We start from the raw sequence: 15,277 nt of genomic DNA on the forward strand, positions 1-15,277 counted from the left end.
TCGCCTTACCCGGCCTACAAAACCCTCGATCGCACTGGATCTGTAGGCCGGGTAAGCGCAGCGCCACCCGGCTTTTTTTATGACGGAAAATCCACCCCCTGCCGCCAGCGGTTCTCCCAGTGCGCAAGATACTGCGCCACCAGCTCCGGCGCGTTATGAATCACAATCACGTTCTCTGAGTTCTTGTACTCCGCCGTTTTGGCAAAGTTAAATGAACCCGTTTCCACCGTATTCCCGTCCGTAATAATCACCTTATCGTGTTGAATACGATAGTGATTATCCGTTCTCAGTTTGATGCCGTTTTGCGTCACGTAGTGCATCGCCAGCAGGCTTTTGTTGCTGATGTTTCCCTTCTCATCAATCACTATCTGCACGTCGACGCCGCGCTTTTGCGCCGCCACCAGCGCATTCATCACATCCGGGGCGCTAAAAGAAAAAGCCATCATACGGATCGATTTTGTCGCCTCATTGATGGTTTTCAGCACCAGCTCCTGAGCGCCGCCCTCCGGTGAAAAACCGACTTCGATATTGCTGGAGGCGAAAGACAACGCGGGAACGAACGCTAAGGCGAGCAGGGTTTTGGAGATTTGCATGGGGTAATCGTTTTACAGAACAAAACAGGTGCGCTGAATATGCATCGTTCGCTGACCTCAGCCGTTGATCTGGATCATTCAGCAAACTGATGCTTCTTACTTCACCGTCACCAGTCGCGCCGACACGATCTGATGCCCGGCCTGGACGTCTGATTTCTCGATGCGCTGCATCATCCGGTCAGCCAGCGTATACCCCATCTCACGCGCCGGTGTGGTGGCCCAGACAATAGGCAAGTCGTCCAGCGCGCTTTCGCCGACGTCGGCAAAGGCACCGAGCGCCACCTGCTGGTCGAAGAAGGTTTCCACGCCGCCCTCACCGCTCTGGCGCCCGGCGCGGATCAGGCCGAACCACGCGCCCATCGCAATGATGTCGTTGTAGCAGATCACCGCGCTAATGGTCGGATTGCTGCGCAATAGCGCGCCCATCGCCTCGGCCGCTTTCTTCTGGCTGGATTCGCACTCGACCACCCATTCGCTGTGGAACGGCAGACCGTATTTGATCAACGTCGAGCAGTAGCCGCCAACGCGTTCAGCGCGGGTCAGCGAGGAGCTTTTGCCGCCCAGCCAGGCGATTTTCTGATGGCCGCGACGAATAAGATGCTCGGTCAGCATTTGTGCGGCCTGCATGTTGTCGGGCCGCAGCGTGTCGGCTTCATCGAGATAACTGGCGCGTGAGGCAAACACCAGCGGCACGCCCTTCTCGGCTGCGCGCTCGCAGAGTTCACTGCCCACGCCCGACGCTCCGGCGATAATCACGCCGTCCACACCTTGCGTGAGCAACATGTCCAGACGCGACAGCAGTTGCTCCGCTTCACGGCCACCGTGCAGCAAGAAAACCATCCGCCCCTGCGCTTCGAGCGCTTCCGTCAGCCCGGCGGTCAGTTCCGCATAAAACGGCGACGTCAGATCGCGCACAATCAGGCCAATCACGCCGCTCTGCCCACCGCGCAGCGACGCCGCCTGCCGGTTACGCACAAACCCCAACTGCTCCACCGCCTCGTTTACACGCTGGCCGGTGGCGGGAGAAATACGCCCTTTTCCGCTGAGGACTAGCGAAACGGTACTGACCGATACCCCGGCCGCCAGCGCAACATCATTGATGGTGATCTTCTTCGCAACAGACATGTGAACGCGCAACTCCCTGATGTGCAGTCCGATAAAACGTTTTATCAATAGGTTCTATTTATACTGCTAATTAAAGCACGAGAATGTGATTCAGAGCGCACTAAAGTTTGGTAAAACGTTTTATCTTCTCGCCACAGTGAATCAGCTAAAACCATTTTAAACCATCAAGGAGTCGTTTTATGACGGCGAAAGCAGCACAAAAAATATCGCTGTGGGAATTCTTCCAGCAACTGGGTAAAACCTTTATGTTGCCGGTGGCACTGCTCTCGTTTTGCGGGATCATGCTCGGGATCGGCAGCTCACTCAGCAGTCATGATGTCGTTACGCTGATCCCGTTCCTCGGCAATCCGGTGCTGCAGGCGATTTTCATCTGGATGAGTAAAGTCGGCTCCTTTGCCTTTAGCTTCCTGCCGGTGATGTTCTGTATCGCTATCCCGTTGGGGCTGGCGCGCGAGAACAAAGGCGTGGCGGCATTTGCCGGTTTCGTCGGGTATGCGGTGATGAACCTGGCGGTGAACTTCTGGCTGACCGCCAAAGGCATTCTGCCTACCACCGACGCTGCGGTGCTGAAAGCCAACAACATTCAGAGCGTGCTGGGCATTCAGTCCATCGACACTGGGATCCTCGGTGCGGTGATTGCCGGTGTGATCATCTGGATGCTGCACGAGCGCTTCCACAATATCCGCCTGCCGGACGCCCTGGCCTTCTTCGGCGGCACCCGCTTTGTGCCGATTGCGACTCTGGTTGTTATGGGTCTGTTTGGTCTGATCATTCCACTGATCTGGCCGGTCTTCGCGATGGGCATTACGGGTATTGGTCGCATCATTAACAGTGCGGGCGATTTCGGTCCGATGATTTTCGGGACCGGTGAGCGTCTGCTCCTGCCGTTCGGTTTACAGCACATTCTGGTGGCGCTGATCCGCTTTACCGAAGCGGGCGGCACGATGGACGTGTGCGGCCACGACGTGAGCGGCGCGCTGACCATCTTCCAGGCGCAGCTGAGCTGCCCGACCACCCACGGCTTCTCCGAAAGTGCAACCCGCTTCCTGTCGCAGGGTAAAATGCCGGCCTTCCTGGGCGGTCTGCCGGGTGCGGCGCTGGCGATGTACCACTGCGCACGCCCTGAAAACCGTCACAAAATTAAAGGCCTGCTGATCTCCGGCGTCATCGCTTGTGTGGTCGGCGGAACGACCGAGCCAATCGAGTTCCTGTTCCTGTTCGTCGCCCCGGTGCTGTATCTCATCCACGCCGTGCTGACCGGTCTGGGCTTCACCGTGATGGCGGTTCTGGGTGTGACCATCGGCAACACCGACGGCAACGTGATCGACTTCGTGGTGTTTGGGATCCTGCACGGTCTGTCGACCAAGTGGTATCTGGTGCCGGTTGTGGCGGCCATCTGGTTCGCGGTGTACTACGGTATCTTCCGCTTCGCCATCACCCGCTTTAACCTGAAAACCCCTGGCCGTGATACGGACACCGCCAGCACTGAACAAGCGGTGGTTGGGACTGTCGGTAAATCTGGCTACAACACGCCAGCGATTCTGGCAGCACTGGGCGGCGCGGATAACATCACCTCTCTGGATAACTGCATTACCCGTCTGCGTCTGTCGGTGAACGATATGTCGAAAGTGGACACCAACGCCCTGAAGGCCAACCGGGCCATCGGCGTGGTACAGTTGAATCAGCATAATTTGCAGGTGGTGATTGGGCCGCAGGTCCAGTCGGTCAAAGATGAGCTATCGACGCTGATGCGCACGGTAGAAGCCTGACACCTCACCCCCTTCCCTTGAAGGGGGTTTTACTTTAAGGACGAGCGCTATGTTTGATTTCTCAACCGTCGTCGATCGCCACGGGACCTGGTGTACCCAGTGGGATTATGTCGCCGACCGCTTCGGGGCAGACGACCTGCTGCCTTTTACTATCTCCGATATGGATTTTGCCACCGCGCCGTGCATCACCGCCGCGCTGCATGAACGCATCAACCACGGCGTATTTGGCTACAGCCGCTGGAAGAACGACGAATTCCTCGCCGCCGTGGCGCACTGGTTCCAGCAGCGCTTCAACAGCCGCATTGATAAAGAAACCCTCGTGTACGGCCCGTCGGTGATCTATATGGTCTCTGAGCTGATCCGCATCTGGTCAAAACCGGGCGACGGCATCGTGGTCCACACCCCGGCGTATGATGCTTTTTACAACGCCGTGCAGGGCAACGATCGCAGAATCGTTCCGGTTTCGATGCAAAAAAGCGCGACCGGCTGGATGTGCGATATGGCGAAACTGGAAGCCGAGCTGGCGAAACCCGAGAACACCATTTTACTGCTGTGCAGCCCGCAGAACCCGACCGGTAAGGTCTGGACGCGCGACGAACTGAACACCATGGCTGAGCTGTGCGCCCGCTACGGCGTGGCGGTGATCAGCGATGAAATCCACATGGATATGGTGTGGGGCGACCACCAGCATACGCCGTGGAACGAAGTGGCGAAGAGCAAGTGGGCGCTCCTGACCTCAGGGTCCAAGAGCTTCAACATTCCGGCGCTGACCGGCGCCTACGGGCTGATCGGCGACGACGAAAGTCGGGCGAGCTACCTGAAAGCGCTGAAAGGCCGCGACGGGCTGTCATCCCCTTCCGTGCTTGCGCTGACGGCGCATATCGCCGCTTACGAGCAAGGTGAAGCGTGGCTGGATGCGCTGCGCGCCTATCTGGAAAATAATCTGCGCTTTGTGGCAGAGCAGCTGAACGCTGCGTTTCCGCAACTGAACTGGCAGCCGCCGGAAGCGACGTATCTGGCGTGGATTGATTTGAGTGTGCTAGGTATCGACGATAAAGCGCTGCAAAAAGTGCTGATCGAGCAGCAAAAAGTGGCGATTATGCCGGGATACACTTATGGCGTGGAAGGTAACGGCTATGTACGCCTGAATGCCGGATGCCCTAAGCGCAAGCTGGAACAGGGTGTTGAGCGGTTGATTGCGGGGGTGAATTCTCTGCTGTAACAGATTGCGCAATGGAATTTTCTATTGCGCAAATAGCTTTTTACCTGCAAATGTTTTTATAATGTGACGCACTTTAACCAGAAAAAGAGTGCGACCATGATTGATACCCGCCTGCCTTTAACCGATATTCACCGTCACCTTGATGGCAACATTCGTGCCCAAACCATTCTCGATCTTGGCCGCCAGTTTAATTTATCTCTCCCCGCGCAAACCATTGAAACCCTGATCCCTCACGTCCAGGTGACGGCCAACGAGCCGGATCTGGTGAGTTTCCTCAGCAAACTGGACTGGGGCGTGAAAGTGCTGGCGTCGCTGGATGCCTGCCGTCGCGTGGCGTTTGAGAATATCGAAGATGCGGCGCGCAACGGCCTGCACTACGTCGAGCTGCGTTTTTCTCCGGGCTATATGGCGATGAACCACAACCTGCCTGTTGAAGGCGTGGTGGAAGCGGTGATTGAAGGCGTGCGCGAAGGCTGTAAAGCCTTTAACCTTCAGGCGCGTCTGATCGGTATTATGAGTCGCACCTTTGGTGAAGCGGCCTGTCTGCAGGAGCTCGAAGCGCTGCTGGCGCACCGCGACCACATCACCGCCGTCGATCTGGCCGGTGATGAGCTGGGCTTCCCTGGCAGTCTGTTCCTCTCCCATTTCAACCGTGCGCGCGACGCGGGCTGGCATATCACCGTCCATGCAGGCGAAGCGGCGGGTCCGGAAAGCATCTGGCAGGCGATTCGTGAGCTGGGTGCTGAGCGTATCGGTCACGGCGTAAAAGCCGTTGAAGACCGGGCCCTGATGGATTTCCTGGCCGAGCAGCGTATCGGGATCGAATCCTGCCTGACGTCCAATATCCAGACCAGCACGGTCGCGTCTCTGGCGCAGCATCCGCTGAAAACTTTCCTCGAGCACGGCGTGCTGGCAACGCTGAACACCGACGACCCGGCAGTTCAGGGTGTCGATATTGTTCACGAGTATAATGTTGCCGCACCGCAGGCGGGTCTGAGCCGGGAACAGATTCGTCAGGCGCAGATTAACGGGCTGGAAATTGCGTTCTTAAGCGCAGAAGAGAAACAGGCGCTGCGCGAGAAAGTCGCAGGGTGATAGCCATTTTGCCGGGCGGCACTTCGTTTGCCCGGCCTACAAATGAATATAAAAGGCCGGCAAATTCGCCGTAATGCCAGTCAGTTAAGCAACATAATGAATTTAATTTCATTGTGTTGCTTGCCCCAAGACCTTTATGGCATCAGTGGAATTGTTCCGTTCACTTTCGTTCCTCTGCTTCCGGTCTATCACTCTGCGGTGAACGTGCCAGGGTGGCTCAATCGCCACCACCCTGGCAACCCCGGCTCCCGGCAAAGAAAATCGCCGCTTCGCGGTGCCCTCAGCTTATTCCTTGCGGCTTTCGGGTCGGGCGCGATCCTGCATCCATGCAGGTCGCACCCTCTCGGCGCTTCCCTGCGCCTCGACCCGGCCTCCAGGAAACGCTTCGGCGATTTTCAGCCGGACTAACGCTCCCTCCAGCTTTACAGCCGTCTGAATGTGGCACCGGTGTGGGTCCCCGCAGAAATCGGCGAACCGGAGGCCAGATGACAAGGGCTGGACGCCAGGGATGGCGGCCAGAGGCGAAACGAGACAGGAAGTCGAGTCGAGCCGACCGCAGGCAGAGGGTCGGGAGGTGAGCGCAGTGCGAAGCACCGATTTCATGGCGGGGCGCGGGGATTGACAAGGGGGCCGCGCAGCCCCCTTGTCACGTTCACAGGTGATACAGGTTTTATATTCTGCTGAACATAAGGTGAACGGAACAACCTCAGATGCTTAACTGACCAGCATTACGGCAAATTCACCGGCCTTTTTTTGCTTTACGCCAGACAGAGCGTCGAGCGGTGTTTCGCGGATTCGATACCCAGCTCGATCAGTTCCATAATCTGAATCGCCTGACTTGCCGGAACCGGGTTTTCGCCCGTGCCGTTCAGGGCATCACGGATCCCCGCGTAGTACGCCGGATAGTTCCCCGGCAGGGTCAGCCAGGTCTCCTGCACCTGCTCTTCTCCTTCAACGCGCGTTAACACGCCGTCGCGCATGTCGTAGCCCCAGTCTTCCTGCGGCAGACGCTCGCCGTTTTTGAGGCGGTCTTCCTGCGGATCCAGACCAAATTTCACGTAGCTCCCGCGCGTGCCGTGCACGATATAGCGCGCAGATTCTGCGGCCGCCAGCATGGTGCCGTGCAGCACCACACGACGCTGAGGATAACTCAATATGGCGTGGAAGTAGTCCGTCGCCTGGGCGCCGGGGCGCAGCTGCGCGAGATCCACCGTCATGCTCACCGGCAGACCGAACAGGTTCACCGCCTGATCCAGCAGATGCGGAGCCAGATCGTACCAGATGCCGCTCCCCGGACCGGCCTGCTCGCGCCAGCGGTTACGCACCTGCGGACGGAAACGGTCGAAATGAGACTCGAAGTACGCCACTTCTCCCAGCGTCCCTTCGTTCATCAGCGCTTTCACCGTCAGGAAATCACTGTCCCAGCGACGGTTATGGAATACTGACAGCAGACGCCCCAGGCTTTTTGCCAGCGCATCCAGCTCGCGCGCCTGAGAGAGCGTCACCGTGAAGGGCTTATCCACCACCACGTGTTTGCCCGCTTCCAGCGCGGCTTTCGCCAGCGGGAAGTGGGTATCGTTCGGCGTGGGGATGACGATTAAATCGATATTCGGATCGTTAAACAGGTGCTTAGGTTCAGACACCACCGGCACCGAGGGCCAGTCAGCGTGAACTTTAGCCTCGTCGCTGCTCGAAACCGCCGCCAGCTCCATTCCAGGCGTACCGGCAATCAGCGGCGCGTGAAACGTTTTGCTCGCGTAACCATAACCAATTAATCCGACGCGGATTTTGTCACTCATGTCGTTGCCTCTCGTCTTGTCTTTCACCCATTCTCACACTATCAACATTGCCGTCACAATAGTTTTGTAATGGATTACAAAACTAAAACTAGCATGACGCACCGAAGGTCTTTGTTACATTTATATAACCTGCTGAATTCATGAAGGGAAACCGTTCCCGAAGGGCTTGCGATAGCCGAAATCACGCTGTAACATTCTCAACCTGTATTTATGGATAAATCACAAACAAAAGATTATGACGTCAATCATTAATAGAATCGTTGAATTAGCGGGATGGGTTGTCCTGGGTGTTTCTGTCATTTTGCTCGGCGTTGCCAGCCATATTGATAACTACCAGCCGCCGGAGCCCGTTGCGGCTTCGCAGGCGAAATAGCTTTTGCTGCCAAAAGAGTGACATATCCTGTCAGTTGCTTGTTGCCAGCCGCAGTCATCAGGGTTAACCTTCTTCTCCGGGCGTCGTTCGACGCCTGAATTTATAAAAGAAAACTCCTAATTTAGCTTTAATCCTTGAGTGGGCAGTTTACGTCCTTATTTATCCGTTTATTATTCGAGCGAATTACCCTACTTGTATGATTTACTTTTAAAATGGAAGCTTATTACCATGACAGTTCAGGACTATTTATTAAAATTTCGCAAAATCAGTTCTCTCGAGAGCCTGGAAAAACTGTTTGATCATTTGAACTACACGCTGACCGATAATCAGGACATCATCAATATGTACCGCGCCGCCGATCACCGCCGCGCAGAGCTGGTTTCCGGCGGTCGTCTGTTCAATATCGGCGAAGTCCCTAAATCAGTTTGGCGCTACGTGCTGTAAGACAGTAGCCATCGACGCGAAATGTTATATACTCACGCCCCGGTAAATTTGCCGGGTATCATTTCGCGCAGACTGAGGGAGATAACATGACCACATTGCCTGGAGAAAAAATCGGAGGCTGGTTACTCGCCCCGCTCGCCTGGTTACTGGTTGCTTTGTTAAGCGCATCGCTGGCGCTGCTGCTGTACACCACGGCTCTCGTGACGCCGTATGCGTTAAAAAATCTGACCTCCCAAAGCACGCTGAATATTGCCTTGTGGTTTGTCTCATTCGCTTTTGCTATTGCCATGTGGTACTACACCCTGTGGCTGACCATCGCCTTCTTTAAACGCCGTCAGAAAGTGCCTAAGCACTATATTATCTGGCTGCTGATCTCTGTGCTGCTGGCGATTAAGGCCTTTGCCTTTTCCCCGGTTTCAGATTTACTGGCGACCCGCCAGCTTCTGTTCCCGCTGCTGGCCGCTGCGATCTTCGCACCCTATTTCAGGCGCTCTGCCCGCGTGAAAAAGACCTTTGTGAATCCGTAATAACCCTACAGTTATCCTGTTGTCGCCCGTTGTGGTTTATCCGATAATAGGCGGCTTTTTTATTTCAGGCTAAATAATGACCGATTACTTACTGCTCTTTGTCGGAACTGTGCTGGTTAATAACTTCGTGCTGGTGAAGTTCCTTGGCCTGTGCCCGTTCATGGGGGTTTCCAAAAAACTGGAGACCGCGATGGGCATGGGGCTGGCGACCACCTTCGTGATGACGCTGGCCTCTATTTGCGCCTGGTGGATTGATACCTGGATATTGATCCCCCTCGGCCTGACCTATCTGCGCACGCTGGCGTTTATCCTTGTGATTGCCTTTGTGGTGCAATTTACCGAAATGGTGGTGCGCAAAACCAGCCCGGCGCTCTATCGCCTGCTCGGCATCTTCCTGCCGCTCATCACCACTAACTGCGCCGTTCTCGGCGTGGCGCTGCTCAACATCAACCTTGGGCATAATTTCCTGCAATCCGCGCTGTACGGTTTTTCCGCCGCGGTCGGATTCTCGCTGGTCATGGTGCTGTTTGCGTCGATTCGCGAACGCATGGCCGCTGCCGATATTCCGGCACCGTTTCGCGGTAACGCTATCGCGCTGGTCACCGCCGGTTTGATGTCTCTGGCCTTTATGGGCTTCAGTGGTCTGGTGAAGTTGTAATGAATGCTATCTGGATTGCCATCGCCTCCATCAGCGTGCTGGGGCTGTTTTTTGGCATTATTCTGGGTTACGCCTCGCGCCGCTTTGCGGTCGAAGGCGATCCTGTCGTGGAAAAAATTGACGATCTCCTGCCGCAAAGCCAGTGTGGCCAGTGCGGCTATCCCGGCTGCCGCCCGTATGCTGAGGCCGTCGGCAACGGTGAAAAAATTAACCGCTGTGCGCCGGGTGGCGAAGCCGTGATGCTGAAAATCGCCGCGCTGCTGAACGTTGATCCGCAGCCGGTGGATGGCGACGAAACGGCGCAAGAGCCGGTGCGCGCCCTGGCGGTGATCGACGAAGCCAACTGTATCGGCTGCACCAAATGCATTCAGGCCTGCCCGGTGGACGCCATTGTCGGTGCGACCCGCGCGATGCACACCGTGATGGCGGATCTGTGCACGGGCTGCAATCTCTGCGTGGCCCCCTGCCCGACGCAATGCATCGAGCTGCGTCCGGTCGAGACGACGACTGACAGCTGGAAGTGGGATCTTCAAACCATTCCAGTTCGTATAATTCCTGTGGAACACCATGCTTAAGTTATTTTCTGCTTTCAGAAAAGAGAAGATTTGGGATTTCGACGGCGGCATTCATCCGCCGGAGATGAAAACCCAGTCCAGCGGCACGCCGCTGCGCCAGATCCCGCTGGCGACCCGTTTCGTCATGCCGCTGAAACAACATATCGGCGCGGAGGGCGAGCTGTGCGTCAAGGTCGGCGACACCGTCCTGCGCGGCCAACAGCTGACTTTTGGCCGTGGGCGTATGCTCCCGGTCCATGCCCCGACCTCCGGAACAGTGGTGGCGATTGCCCCACACACGGTGCCCCACCCTTCGGCGCTGTCTGAATTAAGCGTCACTATCGAGCCGGATGGCGAAGACCGCTGGATCGAGCGCGACGGCTGGAGCGATTATCGCGCCCAAAGCCGCGAGGCGCTGATCGAACGCATCCATCAGTTCGGCGTGGCCGGTCTCGGCGGCGCTGGCTTCCCGACCGGGACCAAACTGCGCGGCGGTGGCGACAAGATCGAGACCCTGATCATCAATGCCGCCGAGTGCGAACCCTACATCACCGCCGATGACCGTCTGATGCAGGACTGCGCCGCGCAGGTCGTGGAAGGCATTCGCATTCTTGCCCACATTTTGCAGCCGCGCGAAGTGCTGATCGGCATCGAAGATAACAAGCCGCAGGCGATCTCCATGCTGCGTGCGGTGCTGGCGGGCAGCCACGATATTGGCCTGCGCGTTATTCCGACCAAATACCCGTCCGGCGGCGCGAAACAGCTGACGCAAATTTTAACCGGCAAGCAGGTTCCACACGGCGGCCGCTCGTCCGATATCGGCGTGCTGATGCAAAACGTCGGTACGGCTTACGCAGTGAAACGCGCGGTGATCGACGGCGAGCCGTTGACCGAGCGCGTGGTGACTCTGACCGGGAAATCCGTTTCGCAGCCGGGCAACGTCTGGGCGCGTCTGGGTACGCCGGTGCACCATCTGCTGGAACAGGCCGGATTTTGTCCTGGCAGCGATCAGATGGTGATCATGGGCGGCCCGCTGATGGGCTTTACCCTGCCCTGGCTCGACGTGCCGGTGGTGAAAATTACCAACTGTCTGCTGGCGCCTTCCGCCAGTGAAATGGGCGAGGAGCAGGAAGAGAAAGGCTGCATTCGCTGCAGCGCCTGCGCCGACGCCTGCCCGGCGGATCTGCTCCCGCAGCAGCTCTACTGGTACAGCAAAGGTCAGTTGCACGACAAAGCCAAAGCCCACAATCTGGCCGACTGCATCGAGTGCGGGGCCTGCGCATGGGTTTGCCCGAGCAGCATTCCGCTGGTGCAATATTTCCGTCAGGAAAAAGCCGAGATTTACGCTATTTCGCTGGAAGACAAACGCGCGGCGGAAGCCAAAGCCCGCTTTGAAGCACGTCAGGCGCGTCTTGAGCGCGAAAAACTGGCGCGCCAGGAACGTCATAAGCAGGCCGCCGTGCAGCCAGCCGAAAAAGATCAGGATGCGATCAATGCCGCGCTGGCACGCGTTCGCGAGAAGAAAGCCTCTGCTGCCCAGCCGGTGATTATTCCTGCCGGTGAAAAACCGGATAACAGCGAAGCCATCGCCGCCCGCGAAGCGCGTAAAGCGCAGGCCCGCGCGCGTCAGGCGGAGAAAGTGCAGGACGCAGAAATCGATCCGCGCAAAGCGGCTGTGGAAGCGGCGATTGCTCGTGCCAAAGCGCGCAAAGCGACACAGCAGGAAGACGCTGTTGCGCCGGAAGCTGCCGTCGATCCGCGTAAAGCCGCCGTAGAAGCCGCTATCGCCCGCGCCAAAGCACGTAAAGCGGCCCAGCAGGAAGCGCCAGCCGCGCCGGAAGCCCCCGTCGACCCGCGTAAAGCCGCCGTTGAAGCGGCTATCGCCCGTGCGAAAGCACGTAAAGCGGCCCAGCAGGAAGCCGAACCCGCAGCAAACGACGACCCACGCAAAGCCGCAGTCGCCGCCGCGATTGCGCGCGTTCAGGCTAAGAAAGCCGCACAGCAGGCAGTAAACGAGGATTAAATGGTTTTCAGAATCGCAAGTTCCCCTTACACCCATAACCAGCGCCAGACGTCGCGCATTATGATGCTGGTCTGCCTGGCGGCCCTGCCGGGCATCGCCGTGCAGTTCTGGTTTTTTGGCTGGGGGACACTGTTTCAGATCCTCCTCGGCGGCGGTAGTGCGCTGGCCGCTGAAGCGCTGGTGCTTCGACTGCGCAAAATGCCCGTTACCCGTATCCTCGCCGATAACTCGGCCCTGCTGACGGGCCTGCTGCTGGCGATCAGTATTCCGCCGTTTGCTCCCTGGTGGATGGTGGTGCTGGGTACGGTGTTTGCGGTCATTATCGCCAAACAGCTGTACGGCGGCCTGGGGCATAACCCGTTCAACCCGGCGATGATCGGTTATGTGGTACTGCTGATCTCCTTCCCGGTCCAGATGACCAGTTGGCTGCCGCCACATGAGATCGCGGCGACGGTGCCGGGCTTTATGGATGCGTTGCAGGTGATCTTCACCGGCCATACGGCGACGGGTGGCGATATGAACACCCTGCGCATGGGCGTGGACGGGATAAGCCAGGCGACCCCGCTCGACACCTTCAAAACCTCATTGCATGCCGGTCACAGCCTGGAGCAGATCATGCAGTATCCGATCTACAGCGGCGTGCTGGCGGGCGCAGGCTGGCAGTGGGTGAATATCGCCTATCTTCTGGGCGGCGTATTCCTGCTGTGGAAGAAAGCGATTCGCTGGCACATTCCGGTCAGCTTCCTGGTGACGCTGGCAATCTGTGCCACGCTCGGCTGGGCGTTCTCGTCCGAGCCGCTGCCAAGCCCGCAGATGCACCTGCTCTCTGGCGCTACCATGCTCGGCGCGTTTTTTATTTTGACCGACCCGGTCACCGCCTCCACCACCAACCGTGGACGCCTGATTTTTGGCGCGCTGGCGGGGCTGCTGGTGTGGTTAATTCGTAGTTTTGGCGGTTATCCGGACGGTGTGGCCTTTGCCGTTCTGCTCGCCAATATTACGGTGCCTCTGATTGACTACTACACGCGTCCTCGCGTGTATGGACACCGCTAAGGGATTCGCCATGCTGAAAACGATGCAAAAACACGGCGTGACGCTGGCGATCTTCGCCGCCGCCCTGACCGGTCTGACCGCGCTGGTGAACGAACTGACTAAAAACACCATTGAAGAGCAAGCGGCGAAGCAACAAAAAGCGCTGTTCGATCAGGTGATCCCGTCGGACTTCTACGATAATGACCTGCAGAAAAGCTGCTTTATCGTGCAGGCCCCGCAGTTAGGCAAAGGTGAACACCGCATTTTCATTGCGCGCAAAGGCGATACCGCCGTGGGCGCGGTGATGGAAGCGACCGCCCCGGACGGCTACTCAGGCGCAATTCAGCTGCTGGTCGGGACCGACTTCTCCGGTACCGTGCTGGGTACGCGCGTCACCGAGCATCACGAAACGCCGGGCCTGGGCGATAAAATCGAGCTGCGCCTCGGCGACTGGATTTTGCACTTCGCCGGAAAAGTGATTCACGGCGAAAATGACACCGCCTTTGCGGTGAAAAAAGACGGCGGCGAGTTCGACCAGTTTACCGGTGCGACCATTACGCCGCGCGCGGTGGTGAATGCGGTGAAACGCGCCGGGCTGTATGCCCAAACGCTGCCCGCGCAACTTAACAATCTTCCCGGGTGTGAGGAGTAATCATGAGCCAGGTTAAAGAGGTTATTGTCCAGGGTCTCTGGAAGAACAACTCCGCGCTGGTGCAGCTGCTGGGGATGTGCCCGCTGCTGGCGGTGACATCGACCGCCACTAACGCCCTGGGTCTGGGGCTGGCGACGACGCTGGTGCTGACCCTGACCAACCTGTCGATCTCTGCCCTGCGCCGCTGGACGCCAGCGGAAATCCGTATCCCGATTTACGTGATGATCATCGCTTCGGTGGTGAGTATCGTGCAGATGCTGATCAACGCCTACGCGTTTGGCCTGTACCAGTCGCTGGGGATTTTTATCCCGCTGATCGTCACCAACTGTATTGTGGTGGGCCGTGCCGAAGCTTTCGCGGTGAAGAACGATCCGCTGATCTCCGCTCTGGATGGCTTTGCCATCGGCATGGGCGCGACCTGCGCGATGTTTGTCCTCGGCTCGCTGCGTGAAATTCTGGGCAACGGCACCCTGTTCGATGGCGCAGATGCGCTGCTGGGCGGCTGGGCGAAAGTCCTGCGCATTGAAGTTTTCCATACCGACACGCCGTTCCTGCTGGCGATGCTGCCGCCGGGTGCCTTTATTGGCCTTGGCATGATGCTGGCGATAAAATACCTCATTGATGAGAAACGTAAGCGCCGCGCCGCCGAGCGCAGCGTGCAGGAAGGACTCCCTGAGAAGGCTGTATGAATAAAGAGAAACGCATAGCGATTCTGTCGCGCCTGCGTGATAACGACCCGCATCCAACAACGGAGCTGAACTTCAGCTCCCCTTTTGAGCTCCTGATCGCGGTGCTGCTCTCCGCTCAGGCGACTGACGTCAGCGTCAACAAAGCGACAGCAAAGCTCTACCCCGTCGCTAACACCCCACAAGCGATGCTCGAGCTGGGCGTGGAGGGCGTGAAGTCGTATATCAAGACCATCGGCCTGTTTAACACCAAAGCCGAAAACGTGATTAAGACCTGTCGTATTCTGGTCGAACAACACGGCGGTGAAGTACCGGAAGACCGCGCGGCGCTCGAAGCGCTGCCGGGCGTCGGGCGCAAAACGGCGAACGTGGTGCTCAACACGGCCTTCGGCTGGCCGACGATTGCCGTCGATACGCATATCTTTCGCGTCTGTAACCGCACTAATTTCGCGCCGGGGAAGAACGTCGAGCAGGTCGAAGAGAAACTGCTCAAAGTCGTTCCTGCCGAGTTTAAAGTCGATTGCCACCACTGGCTGATTTTGCACGGGCGTTATACCTGTATCGCCCGTAAACCGCGCTGCGGCTCGTGCCTGATTGAAGATTTATGCGAGTTTAAAGAGAAAGTCGATCTCTGATATCTGCTGCATGTCGTTATCCCCTCACGCAATCAATCCCTTACTAAAGGAAGGTCTAACCGTGAACCTTCCTTTTGCCCATTTATTATC

16 protein-coding genes are annotated in these 15,277 nt (G+C 57.5%); 13 read left to right on the plus strand and 3 right to left on the minus strand.

Annotation, left to right across the window (positions count from 1 at the left end):
* Nucleotides 1–77: 77 nt before the first annotated feature.
* Both AC3WS9_RS12245 and AC3WS9_RS12250 read right to left on the minus strand, forming a co-directional pair.
* Entirely contained in the window at nt 78–593 is a 516-nt protein-coding gene (locus tag AC3WS9_RS12245; protein ID WP_492488607.1) for a phospholipase D family nuclease, read from the minus strand.
* Nucleotides 594–689: 96 nt separating this feature from the next.
* Nucleotides 690–1,718, minus strand: coding sequence for a Mal regulon transcriptional regulator MalI (locus AC3WS9_RS12250; protein ID WP_285155304.1), 1,029 nt, complete (start codon nt 1,716–1,718; stop codon nt 690–692).
* A gap of 179 nt (nt 1,719–1,897) precedes the next feature.
* Here AC3WS9_RS12250 and malX point away from each other — a divergent pair, with 179 nt between their 5' ends.
* From malX to add, 3 genes are all read left to right on the plus strand, one after another.
* The gene (gene malX / locus AC3WS9_RS12255) at nt 1,898–3,487 is read left to right on the plus strand and encodes a maltose/glucose-specific PTS transporter subunit IIBC (protein WP_285144650.1); all 1,590 of its coding nucleotides are present in this window, start codon (nt 1,898–1,900) and stop codon (nt 3,485–3,487) included.
* Nucleotides 3,488–3,536: 49 nt separating this feature from the next.
* Nucleotides 3,537–4,709 carry a MalY/PatB family protein gene (locus tag AC3WS9_RS12260; RefSeq protein ID WP_492488609.1) on the plus strand — a complete coding sequence of 391 codons (1,173 nt, stop codon included), beginning with the start codon at nt 3,537–3,539 and terminating at the stop codon, nt 4,707–4,709.
* 96 nt (nt 4,710–4,805) lie between these two features.
* The gene (gene add / locus AC3WS9_RS12265) at nt 4,806–5,804 is read left to right on the plus strand and encodes an adenosine deaminase (RefSeq protein ID WP_492488611.1); all 999 of its coding nucleotides are present in this window, start codon (nt 4,806–4,808) and stop codon (nt 5,802–5,804) included.
* Between the two features lie 758 nt (nt 5,805–6,562).
* Here add and AC3WS9_RS12270 read toward each other — a convergent pair.
* Nucleotides 6,563–7,603: an oxidoreductase gene (locus tag AC3WS9_RS12270; protein WP_282493261.1), complete on the minus strand. Its 1,041-nt coding sequence runs from the start codon at nt 7,601–7,603 to the stop codon at nt 6,563–6,565.
* A gap of 247 nt (nt 7,604–7,850) precedes the next feature.
* Here AC3WS9_RS12270 and blr point away from each other — a divergent pair, with 247 nt between their 5' ends.
* The 10 genes from blr to nth all read left to right on the plus strand — a co-directional run bounded on the left by blr (nt 7,851) and on the right by nth (nt 15,187).
* On the plus strand, nt 7,851–7,976 hold the full coding sequence (blr, locus tag AC3WS9_RS12275) for a division septum protein Blr (protein WP_174348432.1): 126 nt from the start codon (nt 7,851–7,853) through the stop codon (nt 7,974–7,976).
* Nucleotides 7,977–8,204: 228 nt separating this feature from the next.
* Nucleotides 8,205–8,420: a transcription modulator YdgT gene (gene ydgT / locus AC3WS9_RS12280; protein ID WP_064325909.1), complete on the plus strand. Its 216-nt coding sequence runs from the start codon at nt 8,205–8,207 to the stop codon at nt 8,418–8,420.
* An 86-nt stretch (nt 8,421–8,506) separates the two neighbouring features.
* Nucleotides 8,507–8,947, plus strand: a complete 441-nt coding sequence (locus AC3WS9_RS12285; RefSeq protein WP_492488614.1) for a DUF2569 domain-containing protein — start codon at nt 8,507–8,509, stop codon at nt 8,945–8,947.
* Nucleotides 8,948–9,023: 76 nt separating this feature from the next.
* Nucleotides 9,024–9,605, plus strand: a complete 582-nt coding sequence (gene rsxA, locus AC3WS9_RS12290; RefSeq protein ID WP_095281828.1) for an electron transport complex subunit RsxA — start codon at nt 9,024–9,026, stop codon at nt 9,603–9,605.
* The gene (rsxB, locus tag AC3WS9_RS12295) at nt 9,605–10,180 is read left to right on the plus strand and encodes an electron transport complex subunit RsxB (RefSeq protein ID WP_282493263.1); all 576 of its coding nucleotides are present in this window, start codon (nt 9,605–9,607) and stop codon (nt 10,178–10,180) included. The genes rsxA and rsxB overlap by 1 nt, the downstream gene beginning before the upstream one ends.
* On the plus strand, nt 10,173–12,182 hold the full coding sequence (rsxC, locus tag AC3WS9_RS12300; protein WP_492488616.1) for an electron transport complex subunit RsxC: 2,010 nt from the start codon (nt 10,173–10,175) through the stop codon (nt 12,180–12,182). The genes rsxB and rsxC overlap by 8 nt, the downstream gene beginning before the upstream one ends.
* Nucleotides 12,183–13,235 carry an electron transport complex subunit RsxD gene (rsxD, locus tag AC3WS9_RS12305; RefSeq protein ID WP_492488618.1) on the plus strand — a complete coding sequence of 351 codons (1,053 nt, stop codon included), beginning with the start codon at nt 12,183–12,185 and terminating at the stop codon, nt 13,233–13,235. It abuts the gene before it with no gap.
* A gap of 10 nt (nt 13,236–13,245) precedes the next feature.
* On the plus strand, nt 13,246–13,866 hold the full coding sequence (gene rsxG / locus AC3WS9_RS12310) for an electron transport complex subunit RsxG (RefSeq protein WP_285144664.1): 621 nt from the start codon (nt 13,246–13,248) through the stop codon (nt 13,864–13,866).
* Nucleotides 13,867–13,868: 2 nt separating this feature from the next.
* Nucleotides 13,869–14,555 carry an electron transport complex subunit E gene (locus AC3WS9_RS12315; RefSeq protein ID WP_282493267.1) on the plus strand — a complete coding sequence of 229 codons (687 nt, stop codon included), beginning with the start codon at nt 13,869–13,871 and terminating at the stop codon, nt 14,553–14,555.
* Nucleotides 14,552–15,187, plus strand: coding sequence for an endonuclease III (nth, locus tag AC3WS9_RS12320; protein ID WP_492488620.1), 636 nt, complete (start codon nt 14,552–14,554; stop codon nt 15,185–15,187). Before AC3WS9_RS12315 ends, nth begins: the two co-directional genes overlap by 4 nt.
* Nucleotides 15,188–15,277 lie beyond the last annotated feature (90 nt).

The sequence above is a fragment of the Lelliottia sp. EB106-05-01-XG201 genome (assembly GCF_058791735.1).

Excerpts from the sequence above, each read along its gene's own strand:
- AC3WS9_RS12245 (WP_492488607.1), bottom strand. The coding sequence starts at position 593 with ATGCAAATCTCCAAAACCCTGCTCGCCTTAGCGTTCGTTCCCGCGTTG.
- AC3WS9_RS12250 (WP_285155304.1), bottom strand. The coding sequence starts at position 1,718 with ATGTCTGTTGCGAAGAAGATCACCATCAATGATGTTGCGCTGGCGGCC.
- malX (WP_285144650.1), top strand. The coding sequence starts at position 1,898 with ATGACGGCGAAAGCAGCACAAAAAATATCGCTGTGGGAATTCTTCCAG.
- AC3WS9_RS12260 (WP_492488609.1), top strand. The coding sequence starts at position 3,537 with ATGTTTGATTTCTCAACCGTCGTCGATCGCCACGGGACCTGGTGTACC.
- add (WP_492488611.1), top strand. The coding sequence starts at position 4,806 with ATGATTGATACCCGCCTGCCTTTAACCGATATTCACCGTCACCTTGAT.
- AC3WS9_RS12270 (WP_282493261.1), bottom strand. The coding sequence starts at position 7,603 with ATGAGTGACAAAATCCGCGTCGGATTAATTGGTTATGGTTACGCGAGC.
- ydgT (WP_064325909.1), top strand. The coding sequence starts at position 8,205 with ATGACAGTTCAGGACTATTTATTAAAATTTCGCAAAATCAGTTCTCTC.
- AC3WS9_RS12285 (WP_492488614.1), top strand. The coding sequence starts at position 8,507 with ATGACCACATTGCCTGGAGAAAAAATCGGAGGCTGGTTACTCGCCCCG.
- rsxA (WP_095281828.1), top strand. The coding sequence starts at position 9,024 with ATGACCGATTACTTACTGCTCTTTGTCGGAACTGTGCTGGTTAATAAC.
- rsxB (WP_282493263.1), top strand. The coding sequence starts at position 9,605 with ATGAATGCTATCTGGATTGCCATCGCCTCCATCAGCGTGCTGGGGCTG.
- rsxC (WP_492488616.1), top strand. The coding sequence starts at position 10,173 with ATGCTTAAGTTATTTTCTGCTTTCAGAAAAGAGAAGATTTGGGATTTC.
- rsxD (WP_492488618.1), top strand. The coding sequence starts at position 12,183 with ATGGTTTTCAGAATCGCAAGTTCCCCTTACACCCATAACCAGCGCCAG.
- rsxG (WP_285144664.1), top strand. The coding sequence starts at position 13,246 with ATGCTGAAAACGATGCAAAAACACGGCGTGACGCTGGCGATCTTCGCC.
- AC3WS9_RS12315 (WP_282493267.1), top strand. The coding sequence starts at position 13,869 with ATGAGCCAGGTTAAAGAGGTTATTGTCCAGGGTCTCTGGAAGAACAAC.
- nth (WP_492488620.1), top strand. The coding sequence starts at position 14,552 with ATGAATAAAGAGAAACGCATAGCGATTCTGTCGCGCCTGCGTGATAAC.